The organism is Rhizobium sp. N324, assembly GCF_001664485.1.
Lineage (GTDB): Bacteria > Pseudomonadota > Alphaproteobacteria > Rhizobiales > Rhizobiaceae > Rhizobium.
Genome location: NZ_CP013630.1, coordinates 4,237,100 through 4,260,297 on the forward strand (window position 1 = coordinate 4,237,100; position 23,198 = coordinate 4,260,297).

Annotated in this window: 26 protein-coding genes; 18 read left to right on the forward strand and 8 right to left on the reverse strand. The window is 62.7% G+C overall.

Annotation, left to right across the window (positions count from 1 at the left end; translation table 11 throughout):
• Positions 1–29 precede the first annotated feature (29 nt).
• Positions 30–320 (reverse strand): hypothetical protein, encoded by a 291-nt coding sequence (locus tag AMK05_RS20360; protein ID WP_171899836.1) that lies wholly within the window; start codon positions 318–320, stop codon positions 30–32.
• 246 nt (positions 321–566) lie between these two features.
• Between AMK05_RS20360 and AMK05_RS20365 the strand changes: the two genes are divergently transcribed.
• Together AMK05_RS20365 and AMK05_RS20370 are read left to right on the forward strand one after the other, a co-directional pair.
• Complete coding sequence (locus tag AMK05_RS20365) at positions 567–1,157, forward strand: YqaA family protein (RefSeq protein WP_064840881.1); 591 nt, start codon at positions 567–569, stop codon at positions 1,155–1,157.
• 90 nt (positions 1,158–1,247) lie between these two features.
• Positions 1,248–1,763, forward strand: coding sequence for a disulfide bond formation protein B (locus tag AMK05_RS20370; RefSeq protein ID WP_064840882.1), 516 nt, complete (start codon positions 1,248–1,250; stop codon positions 1,761–1,763).
• On the opposite strand, the gene AMK05_RS20375 is transcribed toward AMK05_RS20370, so the two are convergent.
• Together AMK05_RS20375 and AMK05_RS20380 are read right to left on the reverse strand one after the other, a co-directional pair.
• A complete protein-coding gene (locus AMK05_RS20375; protein ID WP_003567029.1) occupies positions 1,764–2,321 on the reverse strand; it encodes an HNH endonuclease in 558 nt (185 codons plus the stop codon).
• Between the two features lie 111 nt (positions 2,322–2,432).
• The gene (locus tag AMK05_RS20380) at positions 2,433–3,125 is read right to left on the reverse strand and encodes a DNA-3-methyladenine glycosylase family protein (protein ID WP_064840883.1); all 693 of its coding nucleotides are present in this window, start codon (positions 3,123–3,125) and stop codon (positions 2,433–2,435) included.
• On the opposite strand from AMK05_RS20380, the gene gluQRS reads away from it, so the two are divergent.
• Entirely contained in the window at positions 3,124–4,005 is an 882-nt protein-coding gene (gluQRS, locus tag AMK05_RS20385) for a tRNA glutamyl-Q(34) synthetase GluQRS (RefSeq protein WP_064840884.1), read from the forward strand. The two genes, AMK05_RS20380 and gluQRS, sit on opposite strands and share 2 nt — an antisense overlap.
• Here gluQRS and AMK05_RS20390 read toward each other — a convergent pair.
• Complete coding sequence (locus AMK05_RS20390) at positions 3,970–4,893, reverse strand: YihY/virulence factor BrkB family protein (protein WP_064840885.1); 924 nt, start codon at positions 4,891–4,893, stop codon at positions 3,970–3,972. The genes gluQRS and AMK05_RS20390 overlap by 36 nt on opposite strands.
• A gap of 76 nt (positions 4,894–4,969) precedes the next feature.
• On the opposite strand from AMK05_RS20390, the gene AMK05_RS20395 reads away from it, so the two are divergent.
• The 7 genes from AMK05_RS20395 to AMK05_RS20425 all read left to right on the forward strand — a co-directional run bounded on the left by AMK05_RS20395 (position 4,970) and on the right by AMK05_RS20425 (position 10,978).
• Positions 4,970–5,803, forward strand: a complete 834-nt coding sequence (locus AMK05_RS20395; protein WP_064840886.1) for an SDR family oxidoreductase — start codon at positions 4,970–4,972, stop codon at positions 5,801–5,803.
• A gap of 14 nt (positions 5,804–5,817) precedes the next feature.
• Entirely contained in the window at positions 5,818–6,021 is a 204-nt protein-coding gene (locus tag AMK05_RS20400; RefSeq protein WP_064840887.1) for a twin transmembrane helix small protein, read from the forward strand.
• Positions 6,022–6,613: 592 nt separating this feature from the next.
• Positions 6,614–7,192, forward strand: a complete 579-nt coding sequence (locus tag AMK05_RS20405) for a cob(I)yrinic acid a,c-diamide adenosyltransferase (RefSeq protein ID WP_064840888.1) — start codon at positions 6,614–6,616, stop codon at positions 7,190–7,192.
• Between the two features lie 32 nt (positions 7,193–7,224).
• A complete protein-coding gene (locus AMK05_RS20410; protein WP_064840889.1) occupies positions 7,225–8,022 on the forward strand; it encodes a rhomboid family intramembrane serine protease in 798 nt (265 codons plus the stop codon).
• A 163-nt stretch (positions 8,023–8,185) separates the two neighbouring features.
• The gene (locus tag AMK05_RS20415) at positions 8,186–8,935 is read left to right on the forward strand and encodes an electron transfer flavoprotein subunit beta/FixA family protein (protein ID WP_064840890.1); all 750 of its coding nucleotides are present in this window, start codon (positions 8,186–8,188) and stop codon (positions 8,933–8,935) included.
• Positions 8,936–8,958: 23 nt separating this feature from the next.
• On the forward strand, positions 8,959–9,888 hold the full coding sequence (locus tag AMK05_RS20420; protein ID WP_064840891.1) for an electron transfer flavoprotein subunit alpha/FixB family protein: 930 nt from the start codon (positions 8,959–8,961) through the stop codon (positions 9,886–9,888).
• A gap of 208 nt (positions 9,889–10,096) precedes the next feature.
• Positions 10,097–10,978 carry a 3-hydroxybutyryl-CoA dehydrogenase gene (locus AMK05_RS20425; protein WP_064840892.1) on the forward strand — a complete coding sequence of 294 codons (882 nt, stop codon included), beginning with the start codon at positions 10,097–10,099 and terminating at the stop codon, positions 10,976–10,978.
• 182 nt (positions 10,979–11,160) lie between these two features.
• Here the strand turns inward: AMK05_RS20425 and tlpA are convergent, their stop codons facing one another.
• The gene (gene tlpA, locus AMK05_RS20430; RefSeq protein WP_064841466.1) at positions 11,161–11,823 is read right to left on the reverse strand and encodes a thiol:disulfide interchange protein TlpA; all 663 of its coding nucleotides are present in this window, start codon (positions 11,821–11,823) and stop codon (positions 11,161–11,163) included.
• Positions 11,824–11,846: 23 nt separating this feature from the next.
• Here tlpA and argH point away from each other — a divergent pair, with 23 nt between their 5' ends.
• From argH to AMK05_RS20450, 4 genes are all read left to right on the forward strand, one after another.
• Entirely contained in the window at positions 11,847–13,250 is a 1,404-nt protein-coding gene (gene argH / locus AMK05_RS20435) for an argininosuccinate lyase (RefSeq protein ID WP_064840893.1), read from the forward strand.
• Positions 13,251–13,381: 131 nt separating this feature from the next.
• Positions 13,382–13,576, forward strand: coding sequence for an LPS translocon maturation chaperone LptM (gene lptM, locus AMK05_RS20440; protein WP_003582619.1), 195 nt, complete (start codon positions 13,382–13,384; stop codon positions 13,574–13,576).
• 11 nt (positions 13,577–13,587) lie between these two features.
• Complete coding sequence (gene lysA, locus AMK05_RS20445) at positions 13,588–14,856, forward strand: diaminopimelate decarboxylase (RefSeq protein ID WP_064840894.1); 1,269 nt, start codon at positions 13,588–13,590, stop codon at positions 14,854–14,856.
• 165 nt (positions 14,857–15,021) lie between these two features.
• The gene (locus AMK05_RS20450; RefSeq protein WP_064841467.1) at positions 15,022–17,706 is read left to right on the forward strand and encodes a TIGR02302 family protein; all 2,685 of its coding nucleotides are present in this window, start codon (positions 15,022–15,024) and stop codon (positions 17,704–17,706) included.
• Positions 17,707–17,809: 103 nt separating this feature from the next.
• Here AMK05_RS20450 and AMK05_RS20455 read toward each other — a convergent pair whose 3' ends face one another.
• The 3 genes from AMK05_RS20455 to AMK05_RS20465 form a co-directional block, all read right to left on the reverse strand.
• On the reverse strand, positions 17,810–18,169 hold the full coding sequence (locus tag AMK05_RS20455; protein ID WP_054182490.1) for a response regulator: 360 nt from the start codon (positions 18,167–18,169) through the stop codon (positions 17,810–17,812).
• 140 nt (positions 18,170–18,309) lie between these two features.
• Positions 18,310–18,852, reverse strand: coding sequence for a hypoxanthine phosphoribosyltransferase (gene hpt / locus AMK05_RS20460; RefSeq protein ID WP_064840895.1), 543 nt, complete (start codon positions 18,850–18,852; stop codon positions 18,310–18,312).
• Positions 18,853–18,986: 134 nt separating this feature from the next.
• On the reverse strand, positions 18,987–19,634 hold the full coding sequence (locus AMK05_RS20465; RefSeq protein WP_064841468.1) for a hypothetical protein: 648 nt from the start codon (positions 19,632–19,634) through the stop codon (positions 18,987–18,989).
• Positions 19,635–19,839: 205 nt separating this feature from the next.
• Between AMK05_RS20465 and ftsE the strand changes: the two genes are divergently transcribed.
• The 4 genes from ftsE (at position 19,840) to AMK05_RS20485 (ending at position 23,198) form a co-directional block, all read left to right on the forward strand.
• Positions 19,840–20,499 carry a cell division ATP-binding protein FtsE gene (ftsE, locus tag AMK05_RS20470; protein WP_003567051.1) on the forward strand — a complete coding sequence of 220 codons (660 nt, stop codon included), beginning with the start codon at positions 19,840–19,842 and terminating at the stop codon, positions 20,497–20,499.
• Positions 20,492–21,505 (forward strand): cell division protein FtsX, encoded by a 1,014-nt coding sequence (locus AMK05_RS20475; RefSeq protein ID WP_064840896.1) that lies wholly within the window; start codon positions 20,492–20,494, stop codon positions 21,503–21,505. The genes ftsE and AMK05_RS20475 overlap by 8 nt, the downstream gene beginning before the upstream one ends.
• 67 nt (positions 21,506–21,572) lie before the next feature.
• Positions 21,573–22,289 (forward strand): YdcF family protein, encoded by a 717-nt coding sequence (locus AMK05_RS20480; RefSeq protein ID WP_064840897.1) that lies wholly within the window; start codon positions 21,573–21,575, stop codon positions 22,287–22,289.
• A 111-nt stretch (positions 22,290–22,400) separates the two neighbouring features.
• On the forward strand, positions 22,401–23,198 hold the full coding sequence (locus AMK05_RS20485; RefSeq protein WP_064840898.1) for a lysophospholipid acyltransferase family protein: 798 nt from the start codon (positions 22,401–22,403) through the stop codon (positions 23,196–23,198).

Here is a 23,198-nt window from a genome sequence, read left to right on the forward strand (position 1 = left end):
TGCCGCGGCATTGCGGCAGCACGATCGCCTCAGCCCGCCGGCCAATAGCCGTCGGCGCGGAAATCCTCCGGGATCGGATCGAGCCGGGATAAGCTCTCGGCGGCGAAATCGATCTGCAGCGACAGATATTTAAGCGAGGCCCGCATCGGCACTCCGGTCACAAATTCCCGGATGCGCGACGGATGATAGCCGCTTTCGTTCAGCCGCCGCGCCGCCTCCCGGCGTACATCGTCCCGGCTCGGCCTGCCGCCCTCTTCGGGCCGCTCAACCATCTGCGCGGCCAGCCCGCGGCCGCCTTCGATCACTTTGAACATTCCCATGCCACCCTGCACGTCGCCTCACATCAGCTCGAGCATGATGTCGTCCGCCCACATTTTCGGCATCATGCTCTGAGACAGCTTGCGGCAGAATGGCCGATTCGCCATCCCGTGAAATCTTGGGAGAGGCGGCAGGAGCCCGCATCACGAAATTTTTAGGCGGCGGGTGGCACGAAGGACACGGGCGAGCATTTACAGCGCCGCGCATGGCCCCTAAAGCTTTTTGCACCGCAACAGGAAGGGAATGGAATGCTTCGCAGACTTTACGACTGGACCATGTCTCTGGCCGCGCGCAAATCGGCCGAAGTCTGGCTCGCCGTCATCGCCTTCGTCGAAAGCTCCGTCTTTCTCGTCCCCGCCGATGTGCTGTTCCTGCCGATGGCGCTTGCCAAGCCGGAACGCTCCTATCGCTACGCCGTGATTGCCACAGTCGCTTCCGTGCTCGGCGGCATAGCCGGCTGGGCGCTCGGCTTTTACGCCTTTGAGACGGTGGCGCGGCCGGTTCTCGAATTCTACGGCAAGCTCGACGCCTTCGAGCAGATGAAGGCCTATGTCACCTACGAGTGGATCCTGCTGCTGCTTGTCACATCAGGTCTTGCGCATCTGCCGCCGATCAAGATCGTCACGATCCTCTCCGGCGTCATTCACGTCAATCTGGGCCTTTTCATTGTTTCGGCGATTATTGCCCGCGGCGCGCGTTTCCTCTTCCTCGCCTGGCTGCTGCGCCGCTACGGCGAACCGATCCGTGACTTCATCGAGAAGCGCCTCGGCCAGATCGTCGGCATCGGCGCCACGGCGGTGATCGTGCTGTATGTCGGCTACCGCTCTTTCGCCCACTAAAGCATCTTTACTGTTCCGCAATTCCAGACGCAAAACCGCTTCACATTTTTGCTGGAATTGCACCAATCCAAACTCTCGCGGAGCTCCGCCATGACTGCCAACGCCTCGCCGCTCGCCCGCCCCGGCCTCGTCTATTCCATATTGCTCGCCATCGGCATGGCGGCGGCGGTCGGCACGGCGCTTGGTTTCCAATATATCGGCGGCTATATTCCCTGTGCGCTCTGCCTGCTGCAGCGCCAGCCCTATTACTACGCCATCCCGATCGCCATCCTCGCGGCAATTTCGGAACTTGTCGGCCTGCCGAACTGGATCACCCGCGCGCTCATTCTCGCCGCCGGCATGCTGATGCTGGTGACGGCCGGCATGGGCGTCTATCACGCCGGCGTCGAATGGCATTTCTGGGCCGGCCCGGCGACCTGCTCGACGACGGCAAGCAGCATGACGACCAATGCCGGCGATCTGCTCGGCGAACTCAACACGATCAAGGGCCCGTCCTGCACCGATGCGGCGCTCCGGGTGCTCGGCCTGTCCTTTGCCGGCTGGAACGTGATTGCCGGAATTCTGCTCGCAGCCTTCGCTTTCGTCGGCGTTCGCAAGGCGGCCTGATCAGGGCTGCAGTTCGGTATCCCAGTAGAGATAGTCGAGCCAGCTGTCGTGCAGATAGTTCGGCGGAAACAGCCGGCCGTTATTGTGTAGATCCTGCACCGTCGGCTGATAGGGCTTCTGCGCCGGGAACATGCTCGCCTGCTTGGGAAGCTTGCTGCCCTTGCGCAGATTGCAGGGCGAACAGGCGGCCACGACATTCTCCCAGGTGGTTTCGCCGCCATGGGCGCGCGGGATGACGTGATCGAAGGTCAGATCGTCATGGGCGCCGCAATACTGGCACTCGAACCGGTCGCGCAGGAAGACGTTGAACCGGGTGAAGGCCGGATTGCGGGACGGCTGAACGTAAGTCTTGAGGCACACGACGCTCGGAAGCCGCATCGAAAAACTCGGCGAGGAAACCGAATGTTCATACTCGGCGATGATGTTCACACGGTCGAGAAATACCGCCTTGATCGCGTCCTGCCAGGACCACAGCGACAAGGGGTAATAACTCAGCGGCCGGTAGTCAGCGTTCAGAACGAGCGCTGGCAGGGCCTGGGGGGAGACTGCAATCGTCAAGGGACTCTCCTGATCGATTCGGCATCTGCACCTGTATATTAGGCCGGTTGTTACAGGATTGTGAAGTCCAATAAATTCAGAGGATAAAGGCAATTTGAAGAGTATTGCCGATCAGCCGGTCGGCACCATGTCGCGGCGCGTTTTCGTGGCGTAATAGGCCCAGAAAAGCCGGGCCGCCACCGAGCGCCATGGCGACCAGGTTTGCGCCAGGGCAGTCAGCGCCTTTATCTGCGGCCGGGCCGCGAGACCGAATGCCGCACCGACGGCACTCTGCAGCGCGACGTCGCCGGCCGGGAAGACATCGGCATGGCCGCCGCAGAACATCAGATAGACCTCTGCCGTCCACGGACCGACGCCCTTCAGCGCGATGAGTTCGCCAAGCGCTTCTTCAGGCGGCTTCAGGCAGAGCCCGGCAAGATCGAGTTGGCCGGAGGCAACGGTTTCGGCGATCCGCGACAGCGTCTCGGCCTTGGCGCGCGACAGGCCGAAGTCGCGCCAGGCTTCGGCGTGAAGCAGCACGTAGCCTTCGGCGGTCAGGAGGCCGTCGGCCGGCAGCATGCGCCGCCAGATCGCCTCGGCACTGGCGCGCGACACCATCTGCGAGACGATGATATGGGCAAGGCCGGCAAAACCCGGTTCGCGCAGCCGCAGCGGGAGAGGGCCGGCCTGCGCCGCGATCGGCACAAGGCGCGGATCGAGACGGAGCAGCGCTTCGAGCCCCAACCTGACGTCGTCTTCGTTGCGGATGATCTGCACATCGCCTCGCAGTGGTTCGAAACCCAAATCCATGGCAGAAGAAAGCATGACCACGAGCGAGCGTCAAAAACCTGTCTTTCGTTTTGCGCCGAGCCCCAACGGTGAGCTGCATCTCGGCCATGCGCTCTCGGCCTTCTTGAACCGCGACATGGCGGAGGCCGAGCAGGGCCGCCTGCTGCTGCGCATCGAGGATATCGACCAGACCCGCTGCACGCCGGAATTCGAGGCCGGCATCCTCAGCGATCTCGACTGGCTGGGGATTGGCTGGGAAAGCCCGGTGCGGCGCCAGTCGGAACATTTTCCCGAATATCAGGCGGCACTTCACGCGCTGATCGAGCGTGGGGTGGTCTATCCGGCCTTCCTGACGCGCGGCGAGGTGAAGACGCGCGTCACGGCCTATGAGGCGGCGGGTAAAACCTGGCCGCGCGATCCCGACGGCACCCCGCATTATCCCGCAATCGATCGCGAACGCCCGGAAGACGAATGGCGGGAGATGCTGACCTCGGGAAAAAAACACGCCTGGCGGCTCGATATGCGCAAGGCGCTCGACCTGATCGGCGAGCTGCTGTTCTGGACGGAAACCGGCGACGGCAGATCGGGCGAGATCGCCGCCGAGCCGGACGTCTGGGGCGACGTCATCCTGTCGCGCTCCGACGCCCCGTCGAGCTATCATCTTTCGGTGGTGGTCGACGACGCGATCCAGGGCATCACCCATGTGGTGCGCGGGCTCGATCTGTTCCACGCGACATCGGTGCACCGGCTGCTGCAGGTGCTGCTCGGCCTGCCGCAGCCGGTCTATCATCATCATCGCCTTGTTCTCGACGCTGCCGGCCGCAAGCTTTCGAAAAGCCAGGGCGACAGCGGCATCGGCGAATTGCGCGCCCGCGGCCTGTCAGGGGCCGATATTCGCCGCCTTGTCGGGCTCTGATGGCCTTTCGACCCGCTGCCTGCCGACAATCGAAAGCGTGTGGGAAAACATCCGGAAGACCCGGAATTTGATCAGCGCCGCGTTGATCTCGGCGCCGATGATGAAGATGACGCCGACCATGTAGAGGAAGATCAGCACGATCATGACGGAGGCGAGACCGGCATAGGTTGCGGTATAATTGGCGAAGGTCGCGAGATAATAGGCAAAGATCAGCGCCCCGGCGAGCCAGAGCAGCAGGGTGAGCAGCACGCCCGGAATGACGTCGAAGACCCGCCGTTTGCCGGCCGGCAGCCAGAGATGCATGACCAGCAGCCCGACGGTCAGCACCACAAGCGTGCCATAGATACGCCAGCTGAAGACGATCTCGAGCGTATCGGCAAACAGCGGAAACCAGTTCCTGGCATAGTCGAGCGCCAGCGGCACGGCGACCAGCAGGATGCTGATCGCCGCAAAGATGATCACTGCGATCAGCACATAGCCGAGGCTGGCGAGGCGGGTGAAATACCACGGCCGCGTTTCCTGCACCCGGTAGGCGCGGTTGAGCGAAATGCGCAGCGCCTCGACGCCGTTCGAAGCGAAATAGGCGGCCGCCAGCACCGAGATCGTCAGCAGCCCGCCGCGCGGAATGGTCAGCACCTGCAGCACCTGGTCGGCGAGCGGCTTGGCGATCGCCTCGGGCCAGGTGTCGAAGATCAGATGAATGGCGGTCGAGGAAAACTGATCGGCGCCGAGGAAGCTTGCCAGCGCCGTGCCGAAGATCAGGAAGGGGAAAACCGCAAGCAGGCTCGACAGCGCCACATGGCTCGCCATGGCGAAGCCGTCATCCTCGACCATGTGACAGATCGCGTCATAGACCACGTCGTATATCGTGCGCAGTGGCTTCGGCATTCCGTCTCCGGCTTTCCAGATTGTATCCTCTGGCCGAATATGGGAAACGAGTCCCATTTTGTACAGGAATCATTCCATGGCGGGAGAGCGCAGCATCGTCGTGACTGGATGCTCGTCCGGTATCGGCGCTCATTGCGCCCGGGCGCTGAAAGCCGATGGCTGGCGCGTCTTCGCGACGGTGCGCAAACCGGAAGACCTGCCGGGCCTGGAGGCCGATGGCATCGAAGCCTTCCTGATGGACTATGCCAGGAGCGAAACGATCTCGGATCTGGTCGGCGCGGTTCTGGAACGCAGCGGCGGCCGCATCGATGCGCTCTTCAACAATGGCGCCTACGGCCAGCCGGGCGCCGTCGAGGATCTTTCGACGGCAGCGCTGCGCGCCCAGTTCGAGGCGAATTTCTTCGGCTGGCATGAATTGACGCGGCAGGTGATCCCGGCGATGCGCAAACGCAAGGAGGGCCGGATCGTGCAGTGCTCGTCGATTCTCGGCGTCGTGCCCTATCGCTATCGCGGCGCCTACACCGCTTCCAAATTCGCGCTCGAAGGCCTCAGCATCACGCTGCGCATGGAGCTGCAGGGCAGCGGCATCCATGTGAGCCTGATCGAGCCGGGACCGATCGCCACACGTTTCACCGCCAACGCGCTCGCAAAGATCAAGGAGCATATCGACCTTGAGAATTCGCCGCACGCGGCCGACTATGTCAGGCAACTGGCGAGACTCGATGGATCCGGCCCGGTCAGCCGCCATAAGCTCGGCCCGGAAGCGGTCTATTCCGTATTGAAACACGCATTGAACTCGAAAAACCCAAGGCCACATTATCCTGTAACGACACCGGCTAAACAGGGCATGTTCCTGAAGCGGCTGCTTCCGGCAGACCTCTTCTACCGCCTGATGCGCTGGACGGACTGAGAAAGCTGAATGCCATGTCCACCGTCACCTATATCCTTGCGATCATCGTCATGGGCCTCGTCGCCCTCGTCCTGATCCGCGGCCTCTTCAACATGATGAAAGGCGGCGACGCCAACCGTTCCAACAAGCTGATGCAGCTTCGCGTGCTGTTACAGGCAATCGCCGTCATCCTGATCATGCTGACACTCTGGATCACCGGCGGCGGCCGGCCGACGTGAGAAGACCGTGGGAGGGGTATTTTTAAATGACGGACACGGACAGAAATAACGGAGGAGAGGCGAGCGCCGGTTTGAGGAAGCACCTCGAAACGGTGTGCATCAGTATGCCGGGGCGAGTTTGGCGAAAGGGCCAACCCCAACCTCCGTCATCCTCGGGCTTGACCCGAGGATCCATCCCCGTAGCCGCTGGTGAATGCGGTGTGGATGCTCGGGTCAGGCCCACGGCTGTCCGGTTCGTACCAATGGCTGCCCCTCACCCTAACCCTCTCCCCGTTCTGACGGGGAGAGGGGACGTGCCCTGCGAGACGTGGGTGAGGAGCGGAGAGGGTGCGGCATATTCCCTTCTCCCCGTCAAAACGGGGAGAAGGTGGCGGCAGCCGGATGAGGGGCGTGGTGAGACGCCGCCCGACGCGGTTGCTCCCTACGCACGGGCAAATTTGGCGACAATGCCAACCCCACCCTCCGTCATCCTCGGCCTTGAGCCGAGGATCCATGCCACGACCGCTGGTGAATGCGGTGTCGATGTTCGGGTCAAGCCCGAGCATGACGGAGGATGGGGTGGTTCAACCCTCCCCCCGTCAGGCGGTGCAGCATGGTGAAACTCAACAAAATCTACACCAAAACCGGCGACGACGGCACGACCGGGCTGGTTGCCGGCCCGCGCCGGACAAAGGACGATCTGCGCGTCGATGCCTATGGCACGATCGACGAGGCCAATTCCGCGATCGGCCTGGCGCGGCTGCATACAGCAGGCCTGCCCGAACTCGACGCCATGCTGATGTCGATCCAGAACGATCTCTTCGATCTCGGCGCCGATCTTGCCACGCCCGATACCGGCGGGCCGCCGGCCTATGAGCCGCTGCGGATCGTCGAGGCGCAGGTCGCCCGCGTGGAGCGCGACATCGACCAGTTGAACGCCGGCCTCGAACCGCTGAAATCCTTCATTCTGCCGGGCGGCAGTCCGGCCGCCGCCCAGTTGCATCTGGCCCGCACGATCGCGCGGCGCGCCGAACGTTTGATGGTGGCGCTTGCCCGCACCGACGGCGAGATCCTCAGCGAGCCGGCCAGGAAATACGTCAACCGGCTCTCCGATTTCCTCTTCGTCGCCGCACGTCATGCAAATGACCGAGGCCATGCGGATGTGCTTTGGGTTCCGGGAAAAAACAGATAGGCTTGCCGCGATTACGATCGCCGGGGGGCTTGATGTTCATACCATTTCACGACGCCAATACGCTGAAACATATCAAGGCCCAGTGGGTGACGCTCTCACTGATCGCATTGAATGTCGCCGTCTGGCTTTTCACCAGCCTGGAGAGCGAGCAGGCAGCGCAGGCAACGACGGTCGGGCTCGGCTATATCCCGGCGATCGCCTTTGGCGACGCAGTGCTGGCCCAGGGGCTGGAAATCGTGCCGGCGCCGCTGACTTACCTCACCTATGCCTTCGTCCATTCCGGCTTCTGGCATCTGGCATCCAACATGATCTTCCTCTGGGTCTTCGGCGACAATGTCGAGGACGCGATGGGACATCTGCGCTTCCTGATTTTCTATCTGCTCTGCGCGGCCGCCGGCGCACTCTGCCACGGCCTGCTGACCATGACGTCGCAAGCGCCGCTGGTCGGCGCCTCGGGGGCGATCTCCGGCGTGGTTGCCGCCTATGTCATGCTGCATCCGCGCGTCAGGGTCTGGGTTCTGGTCTTCTTCCGTCTGCCGCTGCCGCTGCCGGCCTTCGTGCCGCTGCTTTTATGGATCGGCCAGCAATTCTTCATGCTGGCGATGGCACCCGACGGCGACGTGTCCTGGGGCGCCCATGTCGGCGGCATCCTTGCCGGGGCGCTTCTGATCCTGGTGCTGCGCCGGGAAGGCGTGCCGCTTTTCGACCGGGAGATCGTCACGCCCCGGGCTGTGAAAGACGATCCCGGCGCCGGTCCGGCCATCACTGTCGATGCCGCCGGGCGAAAGATCCAACGCCTTCCCTGGGGCCGGCGCAGACAAGAATATTGACGTGAACGTCAACGTCCATATATTGCCCGGCAAATTGCCGCCAGCGACATGGAAGCGTTGAATTTGGAGGAAAAGCGCGTATCCATGTCGCCATTCGACAATCGAAATGGCGCGCGAACGCGCATTTTCGCTCCAGCTAGTTTCTCCTGAAGGAAGGACCACCATGAAGATTCTCGTGCCCGTCAAGCGCGTCGTCGACTACAACGTGAAGATCCGGGTGAAGCCGGATGGTTCCGGTGTCGAGCTTGCCAATGTGAAGATGTCGATGAACCCGTTCGACGAGATCTCGGTGGAAGAGGCGCTGCGGCTGAAGGAAGCCGGCAAGGCTGAGGAAGTGGTGGTGGTGTCGATCGGTCCGGCCAAGGCCGAGGAGACGCTGCGCACCGCGCTGGCCATGGGTGCCGACCGGGCGATCCTGGTCGAGACCGATGATGCCGTCGAGCCGCTGGCTGTCGCCAAGATCCTCAAGGGCGTGGCCGATGCCGAGCAGCCGGGATTGGTCATCGTCGGCAAGCAGGCGATCGACGACGACAGCAACCAGACCGGCCAGATGCTGGCCGCCCTGCTCGGTTCGGCGCAGGCGACCTTCGCCTCGAAGATCGAGATCGGTGACGGCAAGGCAACGGTCACCCGCGAGGTCGATGGCGGCCTGCAGACGATCGAGATCAAGCTGCCGGCGGTGATCACCTCGGATCTGCGTCTCAACGAACCGCGTTATGCCTCGCTGCCGAACATCATGAAGGCGAAGAAGAAGCCGCTCGACAAGAAGAGCCCGGCTGATTTCGGCGTCTCCACCACGCCGCGGCTGAAGGTGCTGAAGACCGAGGAGCCCTCGGGCCGCAAGGCCGGCGTCAAGGTCAAGTCGGTCGCCGAACTCGTCGACAAGCTGAAGAACGAAGCCGGCGTGCTTTAAGGCAGGAAAGAGAGAACACCATCATGACCATTCTTCTTCTGGCCGACCACGACAATGTCAGCCTTTCCGACCAGACCGCCAAGGCGCTGACGGCCGCAAGCCAGATCGGCTCCGATATTCATATTCTCGTCGCCGGCAAGGGCGCCAGGGCTGCGGCCGATGCCACGGCCAAACTCGCCGGTGTCTCCAAGGTGCTGCTCGCCGAAAGCGACGAACTGGCTAACAATCTGGCCGAGCCGCTCGCCGACCTGATCGTCTCGCTCGCCGGCGCCTACGACACCATCCTCTCGGCCGCCACCTCGGTCGGCAAGAACGTGCTGCCGCGGGTCGCCGCCCTGCTCGATGTCGCCCAGGTCTCGGAGATCATCGAGGTCGTCAGCCCCGACACCTTCAAGCGGCCGATCTATGCCGGCAATGCCATCCAGACGGTGCAGGCAAGTGATGCCAAGAAAGTGATCACCGTGCGCACCGCCTCGTTTGCCTCAGCCACGGAAGGCGGCTCGGCAACGGTGGAGGCGATCGCGGCAATCTCCAATCCGGGCCTGTCGCGTTTCGTCGACGATGCGCTGTCGGCTTCCGATCGTCCGGAACTGACCTCGGCGAAAATCATCCTTTCCGGCGGCCGGGCACTCGGCTCGGCGGAGAAGTTCCGGGAAGTCATCCTGCCGCTTGCCGACAAGCTCGGGGCTGCCGTCGGCGCCAGCCGTGCGGCCGTCGACGCCGGTTATGCGCCGAACGACTGGCAGGTCGGTCAGACCGGCAAGGTCGTCGCGCCGCAGCTTTATATCGCCGCCGGCATCTCCGGGGCGATCCAGCATCTGGCCGGCATGAAGGATTCGAAGCTGATCGTCGCCATCAACAAGGACGAGGAGGCGCCGATCTTCCAGGTTGCCGACTACGGTCTGGTCGCCGATCTGTTCGAGGCTCTGCCGGAACTGGAAAAGGCGCTCTAAGCACGTCGCGCAAAGACCGAAAGCGCGAGATGCGAATCTGAAAGCGCGCAGCGCGCTTCAAACGCGTCAAATGCTTTTCTTTCGCACTTGCGAATGACTGGAAAATTATCTTTTATCGGTCTACTACTGCTGCCGGGCGATCATTCGTCCGGCAGTATTGCTAAAAAATGCGGCGGCGCGGGGGCGAATGCCGTGCGGGGGTTTGGAGATGAATGCGGTGTTGAAGAATATTGGTATTATCGGTGCCGGCCAGATGGGCTGCGGCATCGCGCATGTTTCGGCCGCCGCAGGTTACAGGGTTCACATCTACGATCTCTCGCAGGATCGCATCGAGTCCGGCCTTGCCACCATCAACGGCAACCTGGCCCGTCTGGTGACGAACGGCAAGATGACCGAAGAGGAACGCAAGTCGACCTTGTCGCTCATCACAGGCTCGTCCGATGTCAATGATCTCGCCCCGTCCGATCTCGTTATCGAGGCTGCCACCGAGGATGAGAGCGTCAAGCGCAAGATCTATGCGCAGGTCTGTCCGGTCCTGAAGCCGGAAGCGCTGCTTGCCACCAACACCTCTTCCCTTTCCATCACCCGGCTTGCTGCCGCCACCGACCGCCCCGAACGCTTCATGGGCATTCATTTCATGAACCCGGTGCCGGTGATGAAGCTGGTCGAACTGGTGCGCGGCATCGCCACCGACGAGAAAACCTTCTCCGCCGCCAAGGAATTCGTCGGCACGCTGGAAAAGACCATTACCGTCGCCGAGGACTTCCCGGCCTTCATCGTCAATCGCATCCTGCTGCCGATGATCAACGAAGCGATCTACACGCTCTATGAAGGCGTCGGCACGGTCGACGCCATCGATACGGCGATGAAGCTCGGCGCCAACCATCCGATGGGACCGCTGCAGCTTGCCGATTTCATCGGCCTCGACACCTGCCTGTCGATCATGCAGGTGCTGCATGACGGCCTGGCGGACTCGAAATATCGACCCTGCCCGCTGCTGGTGAAATATGTCGAAGCCGGCTGGCTCGGACGCAAATCCGGCCGCGGCTTCTACGACTATCGCGGCGAAGTGCCGGTCCCGACCCGGTAAGTAAGCAGGTCTCATCAGAACGGGCGAATAGACCGGACGCCGGTGAAATGCTTTCCTTGCCGTGAATGGGAGGAAACGCCATGTCGACCGAAACCCCGATGTTCCTGCTGCAATGCTGCGTCCTTATCGGAATTGCCGGCGTTTTCCTGATGAGAGGAGATGGCGACTCCTGACTGATATTCTTACGATCCGATCGCACCCTTGATCAAACTCTTGGCGTCCTCGCTGTCCCAGGCGGCGGGTCCGTTCATGGCGGAGATCAGGCAGCCCTTGTCGTCGAGCAGCAGCGTCACCGGTAGGCCGAAGGCGAGACCTTCCTTCTTCAGGCTATTGAAGACGCCGATCGTATTGTCGCGATAAAGCTGCAGCGCATCGACGCCGGTCTCGGCGAGGAAAGTCTTCGGCTTCTCGTCGTCCCCCGTATCGATATTGACCGGCACGACCTGGAACTTGTCGCTGCCCATCTGCTTTTCCAGTGCGTTCAGCGCCGGCATCTCCTCGCGGCAAGGCACGCACCACGTCGCCCAGAGATTGAGCAGCACGGTCTTGCCGGCGAAATGGTCGAGCGTCAGCGGTTTGCCGTCAGGGCCGTTGAAGGACACCGCGGTCAGCTTGCGCGGCTCGTTGGCGGCGACCATCGCGGCAACCTGCCCCTTCATCAGCGGCGTCAGATTGGCGGCGCGTTCCCTGGCCAGCGGGCATTCGACTGACGCCGTATCGCCGATGCCATTGCCAATCCCCGTCTCCTTCACGTATACCGCTGCCGCACCGGCAACAACGCCTGCAACGGCGGCAATTGCGATCAGTTTTACGGACGGCAGACCGAAGAGTTTTTTTGTCGTCATTTCATTCTCCAGGACGGGCATCCATGGCCGAGAGCAACACGGACACCAAATCCTCCAATCAGATGTGGGGCGGGCGTTTCGCCTCCGGCCCGGACGCGATCATGGAGGAGATAAATGCCTCGATCGGTTTCGACAAGAAGCTATTCGCGCAGGATATCCGTGGGTCCATCGCCCATGCGACGATGCTCGCCCACCAAGGGATCATTTCATCCGAGGATAAGGACAAGATCGTTCACGGGCTAAACACGATCCTGTCAGAAATCGAAAGTGGCAATTTCGAATTCTCGCGTCGGCTCGAAGACATCCATATGAACATCGAGGCACGGCTGGCGACGCTGATCGGACCGGCGGCCGGCCGGCTGCACACCGCTCGCTCGCGCAACGACCAGGTGGCGCTCGACTTCCGCCTCTGGGTGAAGGAAGAGCTTGAGAAGACCGAGAAGATGCTGACCGGCCTGATCGCCGCCTTCCTCGACCGCGCCGAAGAACATGCCGAAAGCGTCATGCCGGGCTTCACCCATCTGCAGACCGCCCAACCCGTCACCTTCGGCCATCACTGCATGGCCTATGTCGAAATGTTCGGCCGCGACCGCTCGCGCGTGCGCCACGCCATCGAACATCTGGACGAAAGCCCGATCGGCGCGGCTGCCCTTGCCGGCACCGGTTATCCGATCGACCGCCATATGACCGCCAAGGCGCTCGGTTTCCGCGAGCCGACCCGCAACTCCATCGACACCGTCTCCGACCGCGACTTCGCTATCGAATTTCTGTCGATCGCCGCAATCACCGGCATGCACCTGTCGCGCCTGGCCGAAGAGATCGTCATCTGGTCGACCCCGCAATTCGGCTTCGTGCGCCTCTCCGACGCCTTCTCGACCGGCTCGTCGATCATGCCGCAGAAGAAGAACCCGGATGCCGCCGAGCTGGTGCGCGCCAAGACCGGCCGCATCAACGGTTCGCTGGTAGCCCTTTTGACGATCATGAAGGGTCTGCCGCTCGCCTATTCCAAGGACATGCAGGAAGACAAGGAACAGGTCTTCGACGCGGCCGAGAGCCTGGAACTGGCGATCGCCGCCATGACCGGCATGGTGCGCGACCTGACCGTCAACACCGCGCGCATGAAGGCGGCGGCCGGCTCCGGCTTCTCGACGGCGACCGACCTTGCCGACTGGCTGGTGCGCGAAGCCGGCCTGCCCTTCCGCGATGCCCATCACGTCACCGGCCGGGCCGTGGCGCTTGCCGAAAGCAAGGGCTGCGATCTTGCCGAACTGCCGCTCGCCGACCTGCAGGCGATCCATCCTGATATCACCGACAAGGTCTATGACGTGCTGACGGTCGAAGCCTCGGTCGCCAGCCGCAAGAGCTTCGGCGGCACCGCACCCTCCGAAGTACGCCGGCAGATCGCCTTCTGGCGCGCCCGAAACTGAGAGATATCAGGCGGCATAAGCCGCCGCGGCCTTGCCGCATAGGCGGCAAGACCGTCCAACAATCAGGGTGCACAAGGCGGATAAACTTCGCTATGACAATGTCCATCGCAATGCCGCCGAAGAGGATATCCATGCAGAAGAGCTTGCCGCACCTCATCCGCCTGACGGCGGTGCTCGCCGTCATCGGCCTTGCCGTTGCCGGATGCGGGCGCAAGGGCGATCTCGATCCGCCGAGTGCTGCGGCAACCAAGGAAGGTGACGTTTCCAAACCGACGAAACAGCCGGGAACCGTCGACAAGCCCTTCCTTCTCGATCCCCTTCTTTAAGGCATAAGCCCGTGAACCATTTCGAGTACCGCGACGGCGTCCTGCATGCCGAAAACGTCCCCGTTCCCGAGATCGCCAAGGCGGTCGGAACGCCCTTCTATGTCTATTCCACTGCAACGCTGGAGCGCCATTACCGGGTCTTCTCCGAAGCCTTCGCCGATATGGACTCCATGGTCTGCTATGCGATGAAGGCGAATTCGAACCAGGCGGTGCTGAAGACGCTCGGCCGCCTCGGCGCCGGCATCGACGTCGTCTCAGAAGGCGAACTGCGCCGCGCGCTCGCCGCCGGCATTCCGGCCAGCCGCATCATGTTTTCAGGTGTCGGCAAGACGCCTCAGGAGATGGATTTCGCTCTCGAGGCCGGCATCTACTGCTTCAATGTCGAATCCGAGCCCGAGCTTGAAATCCTCAACCAGCGAGCCGTCAGCGCGGGCAAGAAAGCGCCGGTCTCCTTCCGCATCAACCCCGATGTCGATGCAAAGACCCATTCGAAGATCTCGACCGGCAAGAAGGAAAACAAGTTCGGCATCTCCTGGGAGCGTGCCCGCGCCATCTATGCCCATGCCGCCAGGCTGCCGGGCATCGAGGTCACCGGCATCGACATGCATATCGGCAGCCAGATCACCGAATTGCAGCCCTTCGACGACGCCTTCAAGCTGCTGCACGATCTTGTCGCGACGCTGCGTGCCGACGGCCACACCATCGATCACGTCGATATCGGCGGCGGCCTCGGCATCCCCTATAAGGACGACAACAATCCGCCGCCGCTGCCCGACGCCTATGCGGCGATCGTCAAGAACCAGCTGCGCGGCCTCAACTGCAAAATCATCACCGAGCCCGGCCGCCTGATCGTCGGCAATGCCGGTATCCTGGTGACCGAAGTCCTCTATGTGAAGGATGGCGGCGAGAAGACCTTCGTCATCGTCGACGGCGCGATGAACGATCTGATCCGCCCGACCCTTTATGAGGCCTATCACGAGATCCGGCCGGTGACGATTTCGGCGGCGAACGCCCCGCGCATCCGCGCCGACGTGGTCGGCCCCGTGTGCGAGACCGGCGATTACCTGGCACTCGACCGCGAGATGGCGATGCCGAAGCCCGGCGACCTGATGGCCGTCAGCACGGCCGGCGCCTATGGCGCGGTGCAGGCCGGCACCTATAACAGCCGGCTGTTGGTGCCCGAGGTCCTGGTCAAAGGCAGCGATTTCCATACGATTCGCCCGCGCAGAACCTATGCGGAGCTGATCGGCCTCGACTCGGTTCCCGCCTGGCTCGACTAAGCAGCCATCACTTTTTGGCGAATTAATGTGAAAAGCCGGTATTGCCGGCCGCTCGCCCTCGCCTTCGCCACAAAGAGTGTTATCCTTGTCAATGATGAGCGTATTGCCCTGCAATCGCCGGAAGCGCCCTCTGTTCCAAAACGCCAGATCGCGGAGACCGGATCGATGACAAGCCCCTCAAGGCAGAGGAAAGGTGCGTTTGCGCTCCGCCCCTCGCTTGCCCGGCTGGTGACGACAAAACGTCTGCTAGCGCGTGTGGTGCTGTTTTTCGAGCAGGTGCTTCCGTCCTTGATGCCGGTCCTGGCCGTCATCGCCCTTTATCTCTCAGCCTCCTGGTTCGGGGTCTTCCGCAGCGTGCCGGACTGGCTGCGCATCCTGCTGCTGATCGCCTTTGCCGCCGCTGTTCTCGTCTCGCTCCTGCCCTTGCGCGGCCTGCGCTGGCCCGGGGTCGCCGAAGCCGACCGCATGCTGGAAGAGCGCAACGGCCTGTCGCACCAGCCGGTCACCGTCCAGGAAGACGAGCCGGCCTTCGATACGCCTTTCGCCCAGGCGCTCTGGCGCGAGCACCAGACCCGCATGGCCGAAAAGATCGCAGCCCTCGATGCCGGGCTGCCGCGGCCGGATATCGCCGCGCATGACCGTTTTGCGCTGCGCGCCGTGCCGGCGCTGCTGCTGGTCACCGCCTTTGCCTATTCGCTGTCCATCAACGGCGGCTCGCTCGGTGACGCGTTTCAGGCGGCGCCCGAGCAGGTGACGGTCGATCCCGCGGTGCGCATCGACGCCTGGGTGACGCCGCCCGCCTATACCGGCCGCGCCCCGGTCTACCTGACCGCCGACGGCAGCGAGCAGGCGCCGATCGGCATTCCGCAGTTTTCGGGCCTCACCGTTCGTGTCAACGGCGGCAAGACCGCCGAAAAGGTCGTGTTCCGCAAGGCGAACGGCCAGGCGCAGGATATTGCCGTGCAGACGGACTCCAAGCCGCAGCAGGCGGCAGCAGCAGGCGGCGAGCAGCCGAAGACGGCCCCGGCCGGCGAGGCGCCCACCGGCCAGGCGCCCGCCAGCCAGGCACTTGTCGCGCAGACGCATGTGATGAAGCTCGAAGAGAGTGGCGCCCTCGAAGTCAACGGCCGCCGCTGGAGCTTTAACATCCTCCCGGACAAGGCGCCGGAGATCGCCTTCGACGGATTGCCGAAGCCCAGCGTCAACGGCGCGCTTGAAATCGGCTTCACCGTCAAGGACGATTACGGCGTCCAGGAGGCGCATGCGGAGATCGTTCCCCTGGAAAACGATCCGGCGGCGACGCCGCTCTATCCCTTGCCGGAATACCGGCTGGATATTCCCCGCCGCAACGCCCGCGACGCCAAGGGCGTCACCAGCCGCAACCTGACCGAACATCCGCTTGCCGGCAAGCGCGTGCGCGTGACGCTCGTCGCCAAGGATGCCGCCGGCCAGACCGGCCGCAGCCCGCCGCACGACATGATCCTGCCATCGCGGCCCTTCAACGAACCGCTCGCCGCGGCCGTCGCCGAGGAACGGCAGGTTTTCGCGCTCGACACCCGCAAGATGCCGCAGGCGATCGCGCTGAACGAGGCGCTGACCATCCGTCCCGAGGAGACCATCCCCAAGCTCACCAACTATCTGCTGCTGGAATCCGCCTTGACGCGTATGAAGCTCGCAAAAGGCGACGAAGCGCTGAAGGATACGGCTCAATATCTGTGGGAGATCGCTCTCGGCATGGAGGACGGCGATCTTTCGCTTGCCGAGCGCAAGCTGCGTGAGGCCCAGCAGAAACTTGCCGACGCCTTGGACCGCAACGCGCCGGACGAGGAAATCAAGAAGCTGATGGATGAGCTGCGCAAGGCGATGCAGGACTATATGACCGAGCTTGCCCAACGCATGCAGAACGCGCCGATGCAGCCGAACCAGAACGCCCAGAACATTCTGCGCCAGCAGGATCTGGAACGGATGATGGACCAGATCGAGAATCTCGCCCGCTCCGGCAATCGCGACGCAGCCCAGCAGATGCTGTCGGAATTGCAGCGCATGATGAACAACCTGCAGGCCGGCAGGCCACAGCGCGGCCAGCAGAACCAGGAAAACAGCGAGGCCCGCAAGCAGATCGACAAACTCGGCGAGATCCTGCGCGACCAGCAGAAGCTGATGGAACAGACCTTCCGTCTCGACCAGCAGCTCAGGGACCGCATGCAGCGCGGCGAACCCGACATGGGCGAGAACGATCCGCTGCTCGACGAGATGAATCCCGGAGAAAACGGCGAGCCGCAGGATCAGCAGCAGGGCCAGCAAGGCAAGGACGGCCAGCAGCCCTCCGACCAGATGACCGCCGAGCAGCTGCGCGAGGCATTGAAACAGCTGCGCGCCCAGCAGGATGCGCTCGGCAAACAGCTCGGCGAATTGCAGAAGAGCCTCGGCGAGTTGGGCATGAAGCCTGGTCCCGGCTTCGGCCAGGCGCAACGCGAGATGGAAGGTGCCGGCCGCGAACTCGGCCAGGGCCGCGGCCAGCAGGCCGTCGAGGGGCAGGGCCGGGCGCTCGAAGCGCTTCGTCAGGGCGCCCGCGACATGATGAACCAGATGATGCAGGCCCAACAAGGCCAGCAGGGTCAAGGTCCGAACGGCCAGGTGGGCCAGGGCGATCAGACCGGCCGCGACCCGCTCGGCCGGCTACGCCGGACCCAGGGGCCGGATTTCGGCGACAACAGCGTGAAGGTTCCCGACGAGATCGACGTTCAGCGCGCCCGGGAAATCCTCGACGCGATCCGCGAAAAGCTCGGCAACAATCCGCCGCAGGAAATGGAGCGGCGGTATCTCGAACGGTTGCTGGATATTCAGTAGGCCTTACGCCGCCGTAGAGTGGAGCGGCGGCGCGCTAAGCCAGTGTCACGCAAAACTGTGCATGACGTCGCCCGAGACCGGCTCAGGCGTTCCTCGTCATGCTTCAAGCGACGAGCGCTCTGGCGACCGCCTTGCGGATATCGGGAAGTGCAAAAGGTTTGGCGACGACGTCGATGATCTTTTCGGCAAGATCGTCGGCCCGTTCGCGCTGTTCGGCATAGCCGGTCATCAGCAGGATCTTCAGGCCGGGAAAGGCGTCTTTTGCCTGATGGGCGAGTTCGATCCCATCCATCACGGGCATACGGATATCCGAAAGCAGCAGGTCGTAGGCCCCGTCCTTGAGCTTCTCCAGTCCCTCGGCGCCATCGGCCGCTTCATCGGTCTCGTGACCGTCGAGCCTGAGCGCCCGGGCTACGAAAGACCGCAGGGAGTCCTCGTCTTCCGTAATCAGAATTCTTGCCATATGTGCATTGCTCCGTCTTCAGCCCCGCGACGGAAATCACCAGACTTTCCTTTTCGATCGGTAAAGATGGAGAAGCGATGGATGGGATGGTTAACAAGCCGTCTCGAATGGCGAGGCGGCCTCTGCAATGATGCAGCAGCTCAGGCGTCGCCGGTCACCACGCCGACGAAGGGCAGTTCGCGGAAGGCATAGGCGACGTCCATGCCATAGCCGACGACGAAATAGTCGGGGCATTCGAAGCCGACATAATCGGCCTCCAGCTTTTCCTTGCGCTTGACGCGCTTGTCGAGCAGCACCGCGATGGTGACGTTGCGCGCGCCGCGCTCGAACAGCAATTCCTTGGCAAAGAGCAGCGTCCGGCCGGATTCGAGGATATCGTCGATCAACAGGACGTCGCGGCCGTGCACGTCGCTATCGATATCCTTGACGATGCGCACGCCCTGCGAAACCGTGCCGATGCCATAGCTCGACAGCGTGATGAACTCGACCTCCGGCGCAAGGCCGCTATCGTGCAGGGCGCGGATCAGGTCGGCGGCGAAGATGAACGACCCCTTGAGCACGGCAATGACGAGCAGGTCCTTGGTCGGGCCGTTGGCGATCTCCCGCGCCATCGCATGATTGCGCTCGGCGATCTGCTCGGCAGTGAAGAGCGGCTCGATATTTTTTCCGCGCACGACAGGCATAAGGGCTTGCTCCATGAAAAGAAGGGTAAGCCGTTAGCACATATGCGCGCTTGAAACAGCCTCGCGGCCATGAAATTAACCGGATTGGCGCGACCTGCGGCAGGAAAGTCAGCCATTCCGTTTCAAATCACTCTCTACGGCAGGAACGAGAGCCGCACCTCCGGCAGTTTTCCGCCAGCATGTTGCACACGCGCCGAGAAGCCCCGGCTCTGGCCGCCATAGATGACGTCGGAGGGCGGATTGATGACGATGCTGGCGGTCAGGCGCTCGTCGGTGACGAGATCGGCGCGGATCGGTTGCACCGTCTGCGTCGTGCCGCTGTCGTTTTCGATGATGCCGTTGATATCAAGCACGCGCATGCCGTTCGCGTCGCGCGGCGCCACCGTCACATGGGTAAAATGCAGCGGCGCTCCGGAATAGGCCGGCGCGGCGGAAAGGCCGGAAAAGCCGCCCGCAAGCCCGAAGACGAGCACGGCGAGCGCCAGCACCAAGCCTGCGAAGCTCCGCATCGAAGCGCGCTGCAGGAAGGATTCCAGCTCGCGCAGAACGGTTGTCATCATGGGTGTCGGCAGCGCCTGTGCCGCGTGAGCGCCAGCCGCGCGCCTGCGGTTGTCGTTATAGGTCCTTGCCGTAAATTCCTTCGGTCGGACTTTGCCGAGCGTCACGAATTCGGCGTCGGAAATATCGGCGGGACGCGCCGCACGGTATTGGCGGGCGGCAGGTTCCGGCGGCAGGAAATCATAGGCCTGGCCCGGCGTCCGGCTGAAGGAGGATGCTTCCATGGTGGCTGCCTCGCAGATGTCCACATGGTTTCGCCGCCAGAGGAAATCTGGCATTGAAACGAATCCTGCTCAGTCGTAAATTTTAATGGTTAATGCTTCGCAAAGATCGCCATCAATCGGGCGTCTTTCCGGCAAAATTTACCGGCTGTTAACAGTGTTGGTTAACAAGTCACGCGGTGAAACCCACAACAGACTGAGCTGCCCGTTGATCCACTTCGAGAATGTCGGTTTGCGTTATGGCATGGGCCCGGAAATCCTCCGGGACCTGACCTTCGACATTCCGAAGAAATCCTTTCAGTTCCTGACGGGCCCATCGGGCGCCGGCAAGACCTCGCTTCTGCGGCTGCTGTTTATGTCGCTGCAGCCGACACGCGGCCTGATCCGCATGTTCGGGCGCGATATTTCCGAAATCCCGCGCCCCGAACTGCCGCTGCTGCGCCGCCGCGTCGGCATCGTCTTCCAGGATTTCCGCCTTCTCGATCATCTGACGACCTATGAGAATGTCGCTTTGCCCTTACGCGTGCGCGGCAAGGACGAGAGCTCCTACAAGACCGACGTCCTGGAACTGTTGAAATGGGTCGGCCTCGGCGAACGTATCAACGTGCTGCCGCCGGTGCTCTCCGGCGGCGAGAAACAGCGCGCCGCCATCGCCCGGGCGCTGATGGACCGGCCGGAGGTGCTGCTTGCCGACGAACCGACAGGCAATGTCGACCCGCCGATGGCCAAGCGCCTGCTCAATCTTTTCCTCGAGCTGAACCGCCTCGGCACCGCCGTTGTGATCGCCACGCATGACCTGGCGCTGATGGAACAGGTCGAAGCCCGCCGCATGATCCTCTCGGGGGGGCATCTCGATATCTATGACTGAGCCCTCATCCAGAAACCCGGACAAGGCGCCTGGCAAGGCGGAGCAGAAGCGGCCGGAAATGCGCGTGCGCCCGACCGCGCCGATCCTGCCGCCGTCCAACATCCAGGGCAACGCCTTGATGGTGGTGATATCGATCATGGCCTTTCTCGCCTGCCTGACGCTCGGCGGCGTCAGCATGGTGCGCTCGACGGCGGCAAGCTGGGAGAGCCAGATCTCCCGCGAGATCACCATCCAGATCAAGCCGGACGACAATCTCGACATGGAAAAGGCGCTGACCCAGGCGCGCGACCTGGCGCTGACCTTCGTCGGCACCAAGAGCGGCCAGATCGTCGATGAGGCCGCCACCGCCCGTCTGCTCGAACCCTGGCTCGGCCCCGGTCTCGATCTCAAGGATCTGCCCGTTCCCCGCCTCGTCATCATCACCATCGACGAGAGCAATCCACCGGATTTCGATTCCATGCGGGCGCTGCTGAAAGACAGCATCCCGCAGGCCACCCTCGACGATCACCGCACCTGGGTCGACCGGCTGGTGTCCATGGCGCACACCACCGTCATGATCGGCACCGGCATCCTGCTGCTGGTCTTCTCGGCGATGGTGCTGACCGTCGTCTTCGCCACGCGCGGCGCGCTGTCGGGCAACCGCCACATCGTCGAGGTGCTGCATTTCGTCGGCGCCGAAAGCTCCTTCGTCGCCACCGAATTCCAGAAGCATTTCCTGAAGATCAGCCTCAAGGGCTCGGCGATCGGCAGCGCCCTTGCGGCTCTATTCTTCGCCACCGCCGGATTCTGGCAGAGCCGCACGCTGGCCACTCCGGAAACGGACCAGGCGACCGCGCTCTTCGGCACCTTCTCCGTCGGCGTGCTCGGTTATGCCGGCATCTTCGCGACGATGATCGTCATTGCCCTTCTGACGACGTTTACGGCGCGCCTGACCGTCATGCGGACGATCTATGAAATCGATACATTGCGCTCGGACCCGACACGCACCGACGGCATTGCGAGTTGATCGTGACCATGCCGTTTTGTCATGAAAGCGTCTGTTCCGCGCCGCAATCAGCGTATAGTCACGATTCATGACGATGGGAGACACGACACCCAACCCGATTCATCAGGATCCGGGGCTTGACCGCCCGGCGGCTCTGCCGCCGCGGCGTGGGCCGCTGCGCCGCCTGTTGCGCTGGGGCGGTTTTGCCTGCGTACTGGCGATCGCACTGGTGTTCGGCGGTTTCCTGCGGTTCGCCGATTCGGTTACGACGCTGAAGCCGCCGGCCGAGCCGAAGGCCGATGCGATCGTGGTGTTGACGGGGGGGTATCAGCGCATCGACCAGGCCGTGGAACTGCTGCAGAAAGGCGCCGGCAAGCGCTTGCTCATCTCAGGCGTCCATCCGACGACGACGCCGGCGCAGATCCGCAGGATGACGCAGGGCTCGGCCGATCTCTTCTCCTGCTGTGTCGACATCGGCTACGATGCGATCGACACGATCGGCAATGCCGAGGAAGCGTCAAACTGGATCCACGCCAAGGGCTATCGCAGCGTTCTGATCGTCACCAACAACTACCACATGCCGCGAAGCCTCGCCGAACTCTCCTATGTCGATCCCGACATCGAGTTCATCGCTTACCCCGTGGTCAATTCGGATTTGAAGAGCCGCAACTGGTTCACCGACCCGAATGCGATGCGCGTCATGCTGGCCGAATATGCCAAAGTGCTGCTGACCGGCGCCCGCAACATCACCGGCTTCGGCCGCCACACCGGGCTGCGCTCGGCCAGCGCCACCGCCCAGCAATAGAGCGCCGCGTCCGATGCGCTTCGGGCTTTTGCATCGAGGCGGAATCAATCGCTTTGTATGACGGGAAATATCGTGTAGGCCGGTCGCGTGAGCATGCCTCGGGAAAGTTTCATGATCGCCCTGCGTTCCGTCCTCTTCAACACGATCTTCTACGCCAACCTCATCATCCGGATGATCGTGCTCTCGCCCTATTATTTCCTGGCGCCGCGCCTGACCGCCTATGCGATCCCGAAAAACTGGGCGCGCTCCAACCATTGGCTGATGCGGGTGATCGTCGGCACTACCTTCGAGATCGAAGGCTTGGAGAACCTGCCGGATGGCAGCTACATTCTGGCGCCGAAGCATCAGTCCTTCTGGGATACCTATGCGCTGCTGCCCTGGCTGAAGGACCCGGTCTACATTCTGAAGCGCGAACTAATGTGGATTCCGCTGTTCGGCTGGTATGCCAAGAAGCAGCGGGTGATCCCGGTCGATCGCGGCGCCCGCGGCAAGGTGATGGTGGAGGTGCTGAAGCGCACGAAGGAAGAGCTTTCGACCGGCCGTCAGCTGATCATCTATCCCGAGGGCACCCGCCGTCCGCCGGGCGCCGAGCCGGTCTATAAATACGGCATCGCCCGCATGTACCGCGATCTCGCCATCCCAGTGGTGCCGATCGTCATGCATCCCGGTCTGTTCTGGCCGCGGCGGAGCATTCGCCGTTATCCCGGCCATTTCAAGGTGAAGATCCTGCCACCGATCATGCCGGGAATGGATCCGGACGCGTTCTTCGCCCATCTGATCGAGGTATCGGAGCGGGCAAGCGACGAGCTTCTGCTCGAAACCGTCGAGGCAAACCCGCATGTGCCGCTGCCGCCGACGGCGGTCGAAAGGCTGGCGGAGCTTCGTAAGCTGAAGGCGGCGACCGCCTGA

What these genes read in the sequence shown, in the direction of transcription:
- AMK05_RS20400 (WP_064840887.1), top strand. Translation starts at nt 5,818, where the DNA reads ATGTCCACCGTCACCTATATCCTTGCGATCATCGTCATGGGCCTCGTC.
- AMK05_RS20425 (WP_064840892.1), top strand. Translation starts at nt 10,097, where the DNA reads ATGAATGCGGTGTTGAAGAATATTGGTATTATCGGTGCCGGCCAGATG.
- AMK05_RS20480 (WP_064840897.1), top strand. Translation starts at nt 21,573, where the DNA reads ATGACGATGGGAGACACGACACCCAACCCGATTCATCAGGATCCGGGG.
- AMK05_RS20370 (WP_064840882.1), top strand. Translation starts at nt 1,248, where the DNA reads ATGACTGCCAACGCCTCGCCGCTCGCCCGCCCCGGCCTCGTCTATTCC.
- AMK05_RS20380 (WP_064840883.1), bottom strand. Translation starts at nt 3,125, where the DNA reads ATGCTTTCTTCTGCCATGGATTTGGGTTTCGAACCACTGCGAGGCGAT.
- AMK05_RS20455 (WP_054182490.1), bottom strand. Translation starts at nt 18,169, where the DNA reads ATGGCAAGAATTCTGATTACGGAAGACGAGGACTCCCTGCGGTCTTTC.
- argH (WP_064840893.1), top strand. Translation starts at nt 11,847, where the DNA reads ATGGCCGAGAGCAACACGGACACCAAATCCTCCAATCAGATGTGGGGC.
- hpt (WP_064840895.1), bottom strand. Translation starts at nt 18,852, where the DNA reads ATGCCTGTCGTGCGCGGAAAAAATATCGAGCCGCTCTTCACTGCCGAG.
- AMK05_RS20465 (WP_064841468.1), bottom strand. Translation starts at nt 19,634, where the DNA reads ATGGAAGCATCCTCCTTCAGCCGGACGCCGGGCCAGGCCTATGATTTC.
- lptM (WP_003582619.1), top strand. Translation starts at nt 13,382, where the DNA reads ATGCAGAAGAGCTTGCCGCACCTCATCCGCCTGACGGCGGTGCTCGCC.
- AMK05_RS20395 (WP_064840886.1), top strand. Translation starts at nt 4,970, where the DNA reads ATGGCGGGAGAGCGCAGCATCGTCGTGACTGGATGCTCGTCCGGTATC.
- AMK05_RS20450 (WP_064841467.1), top strand. Translation starts at nt 15,022, where the DNA reads ATGACAAGCCCCTCAAGGCAGAGGAAAGGTGCGTTTGCGCTCCGCCCC.
- AMK05_RS20390 (WP_064840885.1), bottom strand. Translation starts at nt 4,893, where the DNA reads ATGCCGAAGCCACTGCGCACGATATACGACGTGGTCTATGACGCGATC.
- AMK05_RS20475 (WP_064840896.1), top strand. Translation starts at nt 20,492, where the DNA reads ATGACTGAGCCCTCATCCAGAAACCCGGACAAGGCGCCTGGCAAGGCG.
- AMK05_RS20405 (WP_064840888.1), top strand. Translation starts at nt 6,614, where the DNA reads ATGGTGAAACTCAACAAAATCTACACCAAAACCGGCGACGACGGCACG.
- AMK05_RS20485 (WP_064840898.1), top strand. Translation starts at nt 22,401, where the DNA reads ATGATCGCCCTGCGTTCCGTCCTCTTCAACACGATCTTCTACGCCAAC.
- AMK05_RS20360 (WP_171899836.1), bottom strand. Translation starts at nt 320, where the DNA reads ATGGGAATGTTCAAAGTGATCGAAGGCGGCCGCGGGCTGGCCGCGCAG.
- tlpA (WP_064841466.1), bottom strand. Translation starts at nt 11,823, where the DNA reads ATGACGACAAAAAAACTCTTCGGTCTGCCGTCCGTAAAACTGATCGCA.
- gluQRS (WP_064840884.1), top strand. Translation starts at nt 3,124, where the DNA reads ATGACCACGAGCGAGCGTCAAAAACCTGTCTTTCGTTTTGCGCCGAGC.
- AMK05_RS20420 (WP_064840891.1), top strand. Translation starts at nt 8,959, where the DNA reads ATGACCATTCTTCTTCTGGCCGACCACGACAATGTCAGCCTTTCCGAC.
- AMK05_RS20410 (WP_064840889.1), top strand. Translation starts at nt 7,225, where the DNA reads ATGTTCATACCATTTCACGACGCCAATACGCTGAAACATATCAAGGCC.
- AMK05_RS20415 (WP_064840890.1), top strand. Translation starts at nt 8,186, where the DNA reads ATGAAGATTCTCGTGCCCGTCAAGCGCGTCGTCGACTACAACGTGAAG.
- AMK05_RS20365 (WP_064840881.1), top strand. Translation starts at nt 567, where the DNA reads ATGCTTCGCAGACTTTACGACTGGACCATGTCTCTGGCCGCGCGCAAA.